The 12,835-nt window shown below is 63.2% G+C and carries 11 protein-coding genes; 5 read left to right on the forward strand and 6 right to left on the reverse strand.

Annotated features, from left to right (window positions below; all coding sequences use genetic code 11):
* Positions 1–55 precede the first annotated feature (55 nt).
* Positions 56–2,230 carry a trehalose-6-phosphate synthase gene (locus KKP04_RS09205; RefSeq protein ID WP_371818745.1) on the reverse strand — a complete coding sequence of 725 codons (2,175 nt, stop codon included), beginning with the start codon at positions 2,228–2,230 and terminating at the stop codon, positions 56–58.
* A gap of 340 nt (positions 2,231–2,570) precedes the next feature.
* Here KKP04_RS09205 and KKP04_RS09210 point away from each other — a divergent pair, with 340 nt between their 5' ends.
* A complete protein-coding gene (locus KKP04_RS09210) occupies positions 2,571–3,236 on the forward strand; it encodes a glutathione S-transferase family protein (RefSeq protein WP_215029788.1) in 666 nt (221 codons plus the stop codon).
* A 125-nt stretch (positions 3,237–3,361) separates the two neighbouring features.
* On the opposite strand, the gene serB is transcribed toward KKP04_RS09210, so the two are convergent.
* Positions 3,362–4,270, reverse strand: a complete 909-nt coding sequence (gene serB, locus KKP04_RS09215) for a phosphoserine phosphatase SerB (RefSeq protein ID WP_215029791.1) — start codon at positions 4,268–4,270, stop codon at positions 3,362–3,364.
* Positions 4,271–4,374: 104 nt separating this feature from the next.
* Complete coding sequence (locus tag KKP04_RS09220) at positions 4,375–6,387, reverse strand: tetratricopeptide repeat protein (RefSeq protein WP_215029793.1); 2,013 nt, start codon at positions 6,385–6,387, stop codon at positions 4,375–4,377.
* An 86-nt stretch (positions 6,388–6,473) separates the two neighbouring features.
* On the opposite strand from KKP04_RS09220, the gene miaA reads away from it, so the two are divergent.
* The 4 genes from miaA (at position 6,474) to ilvC (ending at position 11,185) form a co-directional block, all read left to right on the forward strand.
* Positions 6,474–7,409, forward strand: coding sequence for a tRNA (adenosine(37)-N6)-dimethylallyltransferase MiaA (miaA, locus tag KKP04_RS09225; RefSeq protein ID WP_215029795.1), 936 nt, complete (start codon positions 6,474–6,476; stop codon positions 7,407–7,409).
* A gap of 177 nt (positions 7,410–7,586) precedes the next feature.
* On the forward strand, positions 7,587–9,350 hold the full coding sequence (locus tag KKP04_RS09230) for an acetolactate synthase 3 large subunit (protein WP_215029797.1): 1,764 nt from the start codon (positions 7,587–7,589) through the stop codon (positions 9,348–9,350).
* Positions 9,351–9,421: 71 nt separating this feature from the next.
* The gene (gene ilvN, locus KKP04_RS09235; RefSeq protein ID WP_215029806.1) at positions 9,422–9,970 is read left to right on the forward strand and encodes an acetolactate synthase small subunit; all 549 of its coding nucleotides are present in this window, start codon (positions 9,422–9,424) and stop codon (positions 9,968–9,970) included.
* 195 nt (positions 9,971–10,165) lie between these two features.
* On the forward strand, positions 10,166–11,185 hold the full coding sequence (ilvC, locus tag KKP04_RS09240; RefSeq protein WP_215029809.1) for a ketol-acid reductoisomerase: 1,020 nt from the start codon (positions 10,166–10,168) through the stop codon (positions 11,183–11,185).
* A gap of 104 nt (positions 11,186–11,289) precedes the next feature.
* Here ilvC and KKP04_RS09245 read toward each other — a convergent pair whose 3' ends face one another.
* The 3 genes from KKP04_RS09245 to KKP04_RS09255 all read right to left on the reverse strand — a co-directional run bounded on the left by KKP04_RS09245 (position 11,290) and on the right by KKP04_RS09255 (position 12,791).
* The gene (locus tag KKP04_RS09245; RefSeq protein WP_215029813.1) at positions 11,290–11,706 is read right to left on the reverse strand and encodes a PIN domain nuclease; all 417 of its coding nucleotides are present in this window, start codon (positions 11,704–11,706) and stop codon (positions 11,290–11,292) included.
* Complete coding sequence (locus KKP04_RS09250; protein ID WP_215029816.1) at positions 11,696–11,908, reverse strand: type II toxin-antitoxin system VapB family antitoxin; 213 nt, start codon at positions 11,906–11,908, stop codon at positions 11,696–11,698. Before KKP04_RS09250 ends, KKP04_RS09245 begins: the two co-directional genes overlap by 11 nt.
* An 88-nt stretch (positions 11,909–11,996) precedes the next feature.
* Positions 11,997–12,791, reverse strand: a complete 795-nt coding sequence (locus tag KKP04_RS09255; protein WP_215029819.1) for a hypothetical protein — start codon at positions 12,789–12,791, stop codon at positions 11,997–11,999.
* Between the last annotated feature and the right edge of the window lie 44 nt (positions 12,792–12,835).

Here is a 12,835-nt window from a genome sequence, read left to right on the forward strand (position 1 = left end):
TAACGAAGGCAGACCTCGCCGGCGAAATCATCCGCCGGGAGCGGGGCGCGTGCATCTAACCTATGAGTTCGAGGAGCCTGCGCTTTTTCCGAATTCGACTTGCATCGAGCAGCATCATCCCGGCCCAGCGGTATACATTGCGCGACCGGACGAGATCCCGCATCAGCCGCATACGCTCGCGCTGCTCCGCACCCGGCATGGTGAGCGCCTTTTCGATGGCACGCCCCATCCCGCTCGCATCGTAAGGATTGACGATGATGGCCTCCGACAATTCGCGCGAGGCGCCCGCGAAATTCGACAGGATCAAGACGCCCTGCTCATCGTCGCGCGCCGCGATGAATTCCTTTGCCACGAGGTTCATGCCGTCGTGCAGGCTTGAGACGATGCAAACATCGGCCGCTCTCAAAAGCTCGTAAACCTCATCCTGCTCGTGATGCCGTATGACGAGTTCGATCGGTTTATAGGTTCCGGTTCCGTGACGCTTGTTGATGGCGGCGGCGAGCTGGATGGCCTCGTCCTGCAAGCCCTTGTAAGCCTCAAGCTTGCTTCGCGTCGGGGCCGCGGCTTGCACAAACACAAACTTTCCCCGCCATTCGGGATGGCTGGCGAGAAAGCAGTCGACAGCCTGCATCCTGTCGAGAACGCCCTTGGTGTAGTCGAAGCGTTCGATGCCGATCGCAACTTTCGTATCCGGCCCCCATCCGAAACGCTCCCGAACGGCGGCCCGGCAACGGCTGACCGATTGTTGTTTCAGGAGTGCCGCCGGTGGCCACTCGATCGAGATGGGGTAAGGCTTGACGAAGGTCTCGTGCCCTCCAAGCGTCACCGAGCCGTTCTCCCGGTCGATGCGGCTTTCAACGAAACGGTCCACCGTCTCGATGAAGTTGTTGCAATGGAACTGCGTGTGGAAGCCCAGGACAGTGCTCCCGAGCAGGCCCTCGATGATCTCTTCCTTCCAGGGACAGATGCTGAAGGTTTCTGCGTTCGGCCATGGGATATGCCAGAATGTCGTGATCGTCGCGTGCGGCAAACGCTCACGAAGGAAGCGCGGCAACAACGCGAAATGATAATCCTGAACAAGGACGATCGGCGAGTCGCCCCGAGCTTCCTGCGCAACCGCGTCGGCGAACCGCTCGTTGACATCGCGATAGGTTTCCCAATCGCTTTCGCGAAAATTGGGACGGGTAAAAGCGATGTGGCACAAGGGCCAGAGCCCCTCATTGGCGAAGCCGTAGTAATATCCGTCCTGCTCTTCGTCAGAGAGCCAGACGCGGCGCAAGGTGTAGGTTGGGTCATCGGGCGGAACGCGGAGCCTGTCGTCGGCGTCGACCGTCTCCCGGTCGGCGGAGCCGCTGCCATGAGCGATCCATGTTCCTCCGCAGGCGCGCGTCACCGGCTCCAACGCGGAAACGAGACCGCTCGCCGGGATCTGCAATTCAATGCCCGCCTCCGTGCGATTGTGAATATAAGGCTCCCTGTTCGACACAACCATCACTTCGACGTTCGGCAGTTCGATCGAAACGACCTCCTTCAGTTTCTCGGCGCTCCAGGTCGTATGCTCCCCATCGATCGCGGCCCGACTTTCGTCGATTTGCCGCAATACATCGCGCAGTTCCTCTGCGAGCGGGCCGTGACGCACGTTTTCGTATTCGAGCGGCGTACCCCGTCCAAGGGCAGCGATCGATTCTCGAAGCCCCGATATCCAGCCGCGAAGCGTAAGAATCGCGGTCGTAACGGTAAGCAAGATGCTTGCGAGAACGATGGCAGCCACGATGGCCGTCATGTAAATGCGAGCCTTCAGCCCTCGCTTCTCGGCAAAACTCAAATCATTGAGAACGACGAAATGCCCTCTGTTCTGCCGCAAAGGGAATGAGCCGACGAGGAGCGGATGGCCACCGACGAGGAATGTGGAGAAGCTTTTCGTCTCGGAACGCGCAACCTTCTCGCAGGCGAGGGTGACCGGCATCAATTTCGAAGGAAAAAGGGGCGGCCCCTTCTCTCCGCAGATACCGACGGCAAGGATACGTTCGTCGAGCGCCACCCTCTCCATCACATGCGCGAGGGTTTCTGCGTCTTCCGCAGCGAGGAGCCCTGACAATCTGTCCTGGATCGAGTTGAAAACCAGCGTCGACCTGAGTTCGACGTCGCGTCGGGACCAATCCTCGACAAGCGAGGTCGCGACCGGAGCGATTGAGACCGCGAGAAGCGTTGCTATGGCGAGGCCGGCCACGCCATATTTTAGCGCAAGCCGCGTAGCATAAGGTCTTCCTGGAGATTTTTGGGTCGCGTTGCGCCGGGATTCTGAGGACAAGAGATCGTAGCCAATCTTTCGGTTCGAAGGTCCGGGTGGGTGGATCGCTTGTTGCGCGCGATGTGGCTTATTTCGTGGCGAATGCCTTTTTTTTGACAACACGCAAGCCAGCGCCAGCAAGAAATCTGTGGGCATGCGGTTTTCCGATGCTTCTGCCCACGTGAAGCCTGGTCTTTATCGACGATGACCCGGGACGCTTCGCCGCTTGCCTCGATCCCACGCTTCGGGATTTATAGGCAAAAACGCGGAGGGCCGTCAGGTGCATAACGAAATCGTTCTCGTCATCGGTAACAAGGCGTGGTCGTCCTGGAGCCTGCGCCCGTGGCTCGCTGCGAAGGTCGCCGGGATTGCATTCCGCGAGGAGCATGTTCAGCTTCGTCAGCCCGACAGCGCCGCGCAGATCGCGCTGCATTCGCCGTCGGCGCGCGTGCCCGTGCTGAAACGCGGCGCGCTGACCGTGTGGGACAGCCTCGCCATCTGCGAATATCTCGCGGAAATCTCCACGCACGTGAAGCTCTGGCCGGACGATCCGGCGGCGCGCGCGGTTGCCCGCTCGGTCGCGGCCGAGATGCATTCGAGCTTCCACGCGCTCAGGAAAGAGCTTTCGATGGACTTTCACGCTCGCGTCGATGGCATCGAGCCGTCTGATGCGGCGAAGGCCGATATCGCGCGCATCGTCGCCGTGTGGCGGGATACGCGCAAGGCTTACGGTGCGGATGGGCCGTTCCTGTTCGGCGCCTTCTCGGTCGCGGATGCGATGTATGCGCCGGTCGCGTCGCGGTTTCGCACCTACGGCGTCGACCTCGCGGCCTTCGGCGACGACGGCACGGCCGCAGCTTATGCGCGCGACGTGCTAAACCTGCCTCAGATGCACGACTGGGGCCAGGGCGCTGCGCGCGAGGGGATCGCGGCCGGGGAAGCCTAGATCAGCCTGCGTTTAATCGGACTCCGATTTAACGCAGAAAAGCTGATCGACAACGAAGCCTAAAGTGTCGTGCCGCGTCTGATTTGCGGCATGACACTTTTGAAGGCGGCGACACCGCCGACGCCTTACGTGATCGACGTGACGAACTCCGCGCGCTTGTAGCCCTGATAGAACAGCAGCGTCGTCAGCTCCGTATGGAGCACCTGGGCATCCGCCTCCGCCGCGACGACGGGTTTCGCGCAATAGGCAACGCCAAGGCCCGCCGCCTTCAGCATGGAAAGATCGTTCGCGCCGTCGCCGACCGCGATGACGTCCTCCGGGGAAAGGCCGTTCGCGGCGGCCTCCTCGTTCAGCGCGGCGAGCTTCGCCTCACGGCCAAGGATCGGCTCCGCCACGCCCGCGAGCCTGCCGTCTTCCCAGAGGAATTGATTGGCGCGGTTTTTCGCAAAGCCGGCCATGCCGCCGACAGCGCGCGTGAAATAGGTGAAGCCGCCCGAGACGAGCACCGTATGCCCGCGATGCGCGTTCATCGTCTCCACCAGCGCCTGCGCGCCGCGATTGAGCGTGATGCGCTCGGCGAGCACGCGCGAAAGCTCGGTCTTCGGCATGCCGAGAAGCAGTGCGATGCGTTCGCGCAGCGCGTCCGCGAAATCGAGTTCGCCGCGCATCGCCCGTTCCGTCAGCGCCGCGATCTGCGGCTTCAGCCCCGCGAAATCGGCCATTTCGTCGAGGCATTCCTGGCCGATGATGGTCGAATCCATGTCCGCGATCAGCATGCGCTTCCTGCGGCCGTGCGCGGGCTGCACGCAGAAATCCACCGGCGCGTCGCCGATCGCATCGGCGACAGTCTTTTTCAGCTCGGCGGCGGAAACCTTCTCGTCCGGCGCAAGCGTCAGGATCAGGTCCAGCGCCTCGCCTTCCGACAGCCAGTCGAATTCGAGATCGCCATTCAGGTCGCGTTGCAGTTGCGCGGAGAGACCGAGAAGGAGATCCTTCGATTCGGGCGCGGCGGTCAGTGTGATGGCAATGTCCATGGGAAGACTTGGTTCGATCCGGTTTTGTGTGCAGGTGCGAAAGGAATGCGCTCTTCATATCGCAGGCGGAACCCGCGCCGCAAGCCCACGTTTGCCGCTCGTCGTCACACCGGCTCGCCCAACGCCTCCCGCAGCGCCCCGATCCACTCTTTCTGATCGTGCGTCAGCTTTTCTTGCGCGTCGAGCCGCAGCACGATCGCAAGCGCGTCGCGCAACAACCGCTCCCCGTTCGGCGCGCCCGCCTGCGCGAGCTTGACATAGCTCACCACCAGATCTGTCTGCCATTGCACGTTGTTCGGGTCGCGCGCGGCGAGGCGCTTTGCAATGTCGAGGCCGTCCTCATAGGCCTTGAGCGCGCCGTCGCGGTCGCCGCGCGCCGCGCGGATGTCGCCAACACGGTCATAGCTCACGGAGAGGTCGCGCTGCCACTCGGCGTTGTTCGGGTCGCGCTGGGCGAGGCGCTTTCGAATGTCGAGGCCGTCCTCATAGGCGTAGAGCGCGCCGTCGCGGTCGCCGCGCGCCGCGCGGATGTCGCCGACACGGTCATAGTACCGTGACAGGTCTTGCTGCCATTGAGCGTTGTTGGGGTCTTTCTCAGTCAGCTTCTTTGAAATGTCGAAAGCTGCGTTGTAATCGGTCAGAGCGCCATCCCGGTCGCCCCGGGCGACCTTGATGTCGCCGACCCGCTCATAACTGATGCAGAGGTCGCGCTGCCACTCGGCGTTGTTCGGGTCGCGCTGGGCGAGGCGCTTTGCAATGTCGAGGCCGTCCTCATAGGCTGTGAGCGCGCCGTCGCGGTCTCCGCGCGCCGCGCTGATGTCGCCGATCTTGTTATAGCTGACGGAGAGGTCGCGCTGCCACTCGGCGTTGTTCGGGTCGCGCTGGGCGAGGCGCTTTGCAATGTCGAGGCCGTCCTCATAGGCCTTGAGCGCGCCGTCGCGGTCGCCGCGCGCCGCGCGGATGTCGCCGACACGTCCGTAGCTGACGGAGAGGTCGCGCTGCCATTCGGCGTTGTTCGGATCGCGCGCGGTTAGACCCTTATGAATGGCGAGCATGTCCTCATAGGCCTTCAGCGCGCCGTCGCGGTCGCCGCGCGCCGCGCGGATGTCGCCGATCTTGTTATAGCTGACGGAGAGGTCGCGCTGCCACTCGGCGTTGTTCGGGTCGCGGGCGGCGAGGCGCTTTGCAATGGTGAGACCGTCCTCATAGGCTTTGAGTGCGCCGTCGCGGTCGCCACGAGCCGCCTTGATGTCGCCAACACGGTCATAGCTGACGGAGAGGTCGCGCTGCCATGTGGCGTTGTCTGGATCGCGCGCGGCGAGAGCTTTGACGAGAGACTGCCCGCGTTCGTAGCTTTCGAGAGCCGTTGCGCGATCACCGAGCGCGGCTTCCACATCGCCCAACAGGAAATGCGCCCAGTGCAGGCGGCTCCGGTCCTCGATGCTGTTGCCGAGCGCGATCAGGCGTTCGAAGCTCGTTTTCGCGGCGGCAAGCGCGCCCGCGCGCTGCTGCAACCGGCCGAGAAAATAGAGCGCGTCGGCGTCGTCAGGGTCGAGTTGCGCGGCGCGCGTGTAGAGGCCGAGCGCCGCGCCGGTGTCGTTGGCGAAGGCGAGTGCGCCGCGCTGGCGGTAGAGCGCCGCTTCCTCCTTAGCCGCGCCGGTGCGGGCGCGCTCGATTTCCGCGATCTTGTCCGCGAGCACCTTGTCGGCCGCCGCCGTGTCGCCTCGTTCGAGAGCGGCGAGCGCGGCGGTTTTTCCGGCGTTGGCGAGGGTGGCGAGGGCCGCGCCGATGTCTTTTTCGACGGCGGCTTCCACCTGGGCCGCCCCCTGGCCGCCGCCGGGAAGCGCGGCGCTTTGCGCGCGTGCGCCCTGGATGAGCGTGTCCTGCAGCGCCTTCATCTCGGCCCGGAGCGCCGCCGTTTCCGCCGCCGCCTCGTGCTGCTTCGCGCGGATGTCGGTGACGACGGTTTCGACGTCGGTTCCCTTGCGACGTCGGTAGAGGGCATAGGCGCCGCCGCCGACGAAGGTTATTGCGCCCGCAGCCATGCCAAGGACTTGCAACTTGTCGCCGAGGCTCTCGCCCGGTATCCCGTCCCAGATATCTTGCCAGACCTCCATGCGACGCGCCCCCTTATGCTTAAATGAACGGATGTCGTATAGCACAGGCCAATGCAACGGCAAAGCTGATGGATAGATCGGACGGGATGAAAGCAGTCTTGATCGTCGGCGCGACGGCGAGCGGCAAGTCGGCGCTGGCGCTCGATGTTGCGGAGCGGTTCGGTGGCGTGGTCATCAACGCCGATTCGATGCAGGTTTACGCCGAGCTTCGCATCGTCACGAACCGGCCGAGCGCGGAAGAGGAAGCGCGCGCGCCGCACCGGCTTTACGGGTTTCGCCCCGCGCGCGAGCCGTATTCGACGGCGCTGTGGCTGGCTGATGTCGCGCGCGAAATCGCGGACGCCGAAGCGCGCGGCCTGTTGCCGGTGATCGTCGGTGGCACGGGGCTGTATTTCAAGGCGCTGACCGAGGGGCTGTCCGCCATCCCCGAGATCCCGGCCGAAATTCGCGCGCATTACAGGCTGCGGGCCGAGACGGAACCGCCGGAAGCGTTACACGCCGAGCTTGCGCGCCGCGATGCCGCCACCGCCGCGACCATCCGCCCGAGCGATCCGCAGCGCATCGCCCGCGCGCTCGAAGTGCTGGAGGCGACGGGCCGCCCGCTCGCGGACTGGCATGCGCAGAAGGAGCCGCCGCTTCTGTCGGCGGCGGACGTGCTGCCGGTCGTGGTGGAGATGGACCGCGCCGCGCTTTACCGCCGCTGCGACGAAAGGTTCGACCGCATGATCGAGGCAGGCGCTATCGAGGAGGCGCGGGCCATCGATGCGCTGCGCCTCGACGCGACGCTCCCCGCGATGCGCGCCGTCGGGCTGCCGCCCCTGATCGCCTTCGCACGCGGCGAAATTTCGCTCGACGAAGCGGCGGACCGCGCGAAGACGGCGACCCGCAATTATGCAAAGCGGCAGCTTACGTGGATCCGGAATAATTTTATTTCGCAAAGCGATTGCCTGACGAAAGAAACGCAAGGAACAAAAAGTGAAATCAATCTATTTATCCGAAATCGCTTGACCGCTTTTCGCTAAAGGATTAGCGCAATCTCAACAGAAGCGTGGTTGCCGTCACGTTAACAAGAGCATGGACAGGCAGAAGCGTGCGGGAACTCGGCTTTTCGCGCGGTCTTTTTGTCCGAACGCACCCTGTACGGCTCCCGATTTTGAAGGTGGGGCGGTCGAAAAGGCCGCGTTTGACTGGAGTTTTCTATGGCACGCGCGATGACGGGCGCAGAAATCGTTCTGCAAGCCCTCGCCGATCAGGGCGTCGAACATATTTTCGGCTACCCGGGCGGCGCCGTACTTCCGATTTACGACGAGATTTTCAAGCAGAACGGCATCAAGCACTTCCTCGTGCGGCATGAGCAGGGCGCGACCCACGCGGCCGAGGGCTATGCGCGTTCGTCCGGCAAGGTCGGCGTCGTGCTCGTCACCTCCGGCCCCGGCGCGACGAACGCCGTCACCGGGCTTGCCGACGCACTGATGGATTCCATTCCGCTCGTCTGCATCACGGGGCAGGTCGGCACCGCCCTCATCGGCTCCGACGCCTTCCAGGAATGCGATACGGTCGGCATCACGCGCCCCTGCACGAAGCATAATTACCTCGTCAAGGACGTGAACGACCTCGCCCGCATCCTGCATGAGGCGTTTTACGTCGCGCAGAATGGCCGTCCCGGCCCGGTCGTGATCGACATCCCGAAGGACGTACAGTTCGCGAAGGGCACCTATATCGGCCCGAACAAGGTCGTTCACAAAACCTACCGTCCGCAGGTGAAGGGCAGTCCGCAGGCGATCCGCGACGCCGTGGACCTTATCGCCGGCGCGAAGAAGCCGATCTTCTACACGGGCGGCGGCGTCATCAACTCCGGCCCGGCGGCCTCGAAGCTCCTGCGCGAGTTCGTGGACACAACCGGCTTCCCGATCACCTCCACGTTGATGGGCCTCGGCGCTTATCCCGCTTCGTCGAAGCAGTGGCTCGGTATGCTCGGCATGCACGGCACCTACGAAGCCAACATGGCGATGCACGATTGCGACGTGATGATCTGCGTCGGCGCGCGGTTCGACGACCGCATCACGGGGCGGCTGAACGCATTCTCGCCGAACTCGAAGAAGATCCACATCGACATCGACCCGTCGTCGATCTCGAAGACCGTTCGCGCCGACATCCCGATCATCGGCGACTGCGGCTACGTGCTCGAAGAGATGCTGCGCGTCTGGCGTTCGCGCGCACCGCAGATCGACAAGAAGGCGATCAAGGCGTGGTGGACGTCGATCGAAGGCTGGCGCTCGCGCGATTGCCTGAGATACAAGATGCGCGATGACGTGATCATGCCGCAATACGCGATCCAGCGGCTTTACGAACTCACGAAGAACCGCGACACCTATATCACGACCGAGGTCGGCCAGCATCAGATGTGGGCCGCGCAGTTCTATCGCTTCGACGAGCCGAACCACTGGATGACGAGCGGCGGGCTCGGCACGATGGGCTACGGACTGCCTGCGGCGGTCGGCGTGCAGGTCGCGCACCCGGAAAGCCTCGTCATCGACATCGCGGGCGAGTCTTCGGTGATGATGACGATGCAGGAGATGTCGACGGCGGCGCAGTACGGCCTGCCGATCAAGATCTTCATTCTGAACAACGAATATATGGGCATGGTGCGCCAGTGGCAGGAACTGCTGCACGGCGGGCGCTATTCTCATTCCTACGCGGAGGCGCTGCCCGACTTCGTGAAGCTGGCCGAGGCGTATCATTGCGTCGGCTTCCGCGCCGAGAAGCCCGACGAACTCGACGACATGATCATCGAGATGATCAATTCGCCGAAGCCGGTGCTGTTCGACTGCCGCGTGTCGAAGCTCGCCAATTGCTTTCCGATGATTCCATCGGGCGAGGCGCACAACAACATGCTGTTCGGCGACGAACTCGCCAATGAAGACATTGAACTCGCCTTCTCGAAGGGCAAGGCGCTCGTCTGAAGCGGTGCGTCGGGCTTCCGGCTTCACCGCCGCGATGCCCGCCGACGCGGCCCAAAGCAAGGTGGGATAGAATGAACAAGATGGAATGGGGTCCGGCGATGCCCTTGGATAATCCGCAGCAACGCGTTGAACGGCATACGATTTCGGTGCTCGTCGACAACGAGCCGGGCGTTCTCGCGCGTGTGATCGGCCTGTTCGCCGGGCGCGGCTACAACATCGACAGCCTGACCGTGACGGAGGTGAGCCGCGAAGCCGGCGCATCGCGCATCACCATCGTCACCACGGGTTCTGTCGATATCATCGACCAGATCAAGAGCCAGCTCGGCCGCCTCGTGCCGGTGCATGGCGTGACCGACCTCACCGTGAAGGGCGATCCCATCGAGCGCGAGCTTGCGCTCGTCAAGGTGGCGGGCAAGGGCGACAAGCGCGTCGAGAGCCTGCGTCTTGCCGAAGCCTTCCGCGCGAAGGTCGTGGATGCGACGGTCGATCATTTCGTTTTCGAGATCACGGGCAAGGTGTCGAAGATCGACACCTTCATCGGCCTTATGAAGCCGCTCGGCCTCGTCGAGATCGCGCGAACCGGGGTCGCCGCCATCTCGCGCGGCCCCGAGGGTATGTAGCGGCTCGACAGACTGTTTGGCCTTGCGCGCCTCGCGCTGCGGAGGATCGTGGCCGCAAATTGAGGGAAGTTCGATTGACCTTTGGGCTGCGGCTTTCTAAGCCAGTGCCCAACTCAGAGCGTTCCGCGTCCTTCGCCCTCACGATCACGCCCTCGCCCTGAAACTCCGGAAAAAAACGCTGAAAAGGGAAAGACCATGCGCGTTTATTATGATCGCGACGCCGACATCAATCTCATCAAGGGCAAAAAAGTCGCCATCGTCGGCTACGGTAGCCAAGGCCACGCCCACGCGCTGAACCTGCGCGATTCCGGTGTTCCGGATGTCGTCGTGGCGCTTCGCAAGGGTTCGGCTTCGGCGAAGAAGGCCGAGGGCGAGGGTTTGCGCGTGATGGAAGTGGCCGATGCCGCGAAGTGGGCCGACGTCGTCATGATGCTGACGCCGGACGAGCTTCAGGCCGACATCTATCGCGATCACCTGCACGCAAATTTGAAGGAAGGCGCGCTCCTGCTGTTCGCGCACGGCCTTAACATCCATTTCAATCTCATCGTTCCGCGCGCCGACCTCGACGTGGGAATGGTCGCGCCGAAGGGCCCCGGTCATACGGTTCGTGGCGAATACCAGCGCGGCGCTGGCGTGCCGTGTCTCATCGCGGTCGCGCAGAATTCGAGCGGCAACGGGCACGAACTCTGCCTTTCCTATGCGAGCGCCATCGGCGGCGGCCGCGCGGGCATCATCGAGACGTCCTTCAAGGAAGAATGCGAGACCGACCTGTTCGGCGAGCAGGCCGTACTGTGCGGCGGCGTGGTCGAACTGATGCGCTCGGGCTACGAGACGCTGGTCGAGGCGGGCTACGCGCCGGAAATGGCGTATTTCGAATGCGTCCACGAGATGAAGCTGATCGTCGACCTCATCTATGAGGGCGGCATCGCGAACATGAACTACTCGATCTCGAACACGGCGGAATATGGCGAATATGTCTCCGGCCCGCGCGTCGTCACCCCCGCCTCGAAGGCAGCCATGAAGGACGTGCTCTCCGACATCCAGAGCGGCAAATTCGTTCGCGACTGGATGCTTGAGAACAAGGTGAGCCAGACGAGCTTCAAGGCGCAGCGCGCGAAATGCGACAGCCATCCGATCGAAGAGACCGGCAAGAAGCTGCGCTCCATGATGCCGTGGATCGCCGAGCGCGCGCTCGTGAACAAGGCGAAGAACTGAATTGGAAGCGCCGCATTCCGTCGAATGCGGTCGCGCCCGTCGATTCCCGGTTATGGCGGGGGCCTTGACGGCCTCCGTCGGCATCCGAAAAAGCGCGCGGTGCGTCAGATGACGCGCACCGCGCCAAGCGTTTCGAAAGGTAGATGTTTCAGCGCGCTGACCTTCGCGACAGCCGCGAAGTCGGCGTCGTTATGCAGAAGCGTCATGCCGTTTTCGATGGCGATGGCCGCGATGCAGCAGGTGGGCGCACCCGGAACGGGCAGCCCCTCGCGCCTGAGGTCGAAGGCGAGGCGCGCGGCCGCAGACCACGTTTCCGTGCCGGCCTCGACATAATCCTGATCGGCGAGATAGTCGGCGAGCTTGAGCCATTCCACCTCGTCGCGCGCGCCCGCGAGAAGCTCCGTCTGGGTGAAGCGCGTCAGGTAGTAGTCCCGGCCTTCGAGCACAGTCTGGAGCGCGCGCGCAACCCTGCCCGTGCGGTCACGGAAAAGAGCGACGAGCGTGCTGGTGTCAATCAGCATCGTAGCGCGTGTGCCGGAAGCTGGCATGGTCGAAATGGGCGTCGAATTCGATCTTTCCGGCCAGTTCGAAAAGATTTTTCTTCTTCTTCGCCTTCAAAAACTCGCGCATCGCGAGATGCACGGCTTCCTTTTTCGTTTTCACGTTTGCAACGCGCATCACTTCGTCGATGAGCGTGTCGTCAAGATCGATATTCGTCCGCATGAGCCCCCGCCGCGCGAATCACTTTGTCTATGTGTAGTGTACACCCGCACATACACAAAAGAAGTGGTTTGCTAATTCCCGAGGCGGATCAAGCAGCGCCGAAGATCTCGATCAGGCGGCCGCACAGCCAGAATTCGCCCTCGACGATCATGCCGGGCTCGAGCGGCTGCCTCAACATCGCCTCGTCGGCGACAAGGTCGAAGGTGCCGCCCGCCGTCCCGATCACCGCCCAGGTGAATTCTTGCCCGGTGACGGGGTTTTTCCGGCGTTCCGTCTTCTGCACTTCGCCCGTGAGGAAGGCGCGGGCGGGCGCGCGGAAATCTTCCGCCTCCGGATCGAGGAACACGAGTTCGCTGTCGCCGCCGCCCGTGAAAAGCCCGCTCGCAAGGAAGGAGCGCGGCGTAAACTTCACCTCCTTGTCGGTCTGCGTGGCCTCGAAGGCGGCTTCGTTCTCGTAAACGGCGAGATCGTGCGGGAAGGCGACGATCTGCGCGATAGCCATGAACGGCACGCGCCGGCCGGCGAAGCGGGCGAAATCCACCACGTCGATCAGCGCGATGGTCGGCCCGAGTTCCACATAGACCGCGCCCTCGAACAGATTGTCGTCCGGCCGCTGCCGCAGCGCGCGCACGCGAATGGGCGTGCGCCCCTCGCCCTCGAAGAACGGTGTGATGCCAACGGCGATATACGGATCGGGATCGTTCTCGGCGGACTTCTGCATGTGGACCCAGAGTTCGGGGCCCACGGGCGACCGCAGCCTGTGATAATAGCCGACGGGGCAAGGCTCCTTGTCGCCGCCCTGTTCGAGCAAGCTGCTGACAAGCGCCGAGAGATCTTCGGCCGAAGCCGCCTTGAAACCGATAAGACTGAAGTGATCCGCCATCACCTCATCTCCTTCCCTCTGCCCATGGAAGCAGTCCGCGCCTG

Origin of the sequence: Rhodomicrobium sp. Az07 (assembly GCF_018619475.1) — a bacterium.
Taxonomy (GTDB): domain Bacteria; phylum Pseudomonadota; class Alphaproteobacteria; order Rhizobiales; family Rhodomicrobiaceae; genus Rhodomicrobium.

Bases quoted from the DNA above. Each gene is read 5' to 3' on its own strand.
- ilvN (WP_215029806.1), top strand. From the start codon at position 9,422: ATGAACAAGATGGAATGGGGTCCGGCGATGCCCTTGGATAATCCGCAG.
- miaA (WP_215029795.1), top strand. From the start codon at position 6,474: ATGAAAGCAGTCTTGATCGTCGGCGCGACGGCGAGCGGCAAGTCGGCG.
- KKP04_RS09245 (WP_215029813.1), bottom strand. From the start codon at position 11,706: ATGCTGATTGACACCAGCACGCTCGTCGCTCTTTTCCGTGACCGCACG.
- KKP04_RS09255 (WP_215029819.1), bottom strand. From the start codon at position 12,791: ATGGCGGATCACTTCAGTCTTATCGGTTTCAAGGCGGCTTCGGCCGAA.
- KKP04_RS09250 (WP_215029816.1), bottom strand. From the start codon at position 11,908: ATGCGGACGAATATCGATCTTGACGACACGCTCATCGACGAAGTGATG.
- ilvC (WP_215029809.1), top strand. From the start codon at position 10,166: ATGCGCGTTTATTATGATCGCGACGCCGACATCAATCTCATCAAGGGC.
- serB (WP_215029791.1), bottom strand. From the start codon at position 4,270: ATGGACATTGCCATCACACTGACCGCCGCGCCCGAATCGAAGGATCTC.
- KKP04_RS09230 (WP_215029797.1), top strand. From the start codon at position 7,587: ATGGCACGCGCGATGACGGGCGCAGAAATCGTTCTGCAAGCCCTCGCC.
- KKP04_RS09220 (WP_215029793.1), bottom strand. From the start codon at position 6,387: ATGGAGGTCTGGCAAGATATCTGGGACGGGATACCGGGCGAGAGCCTC.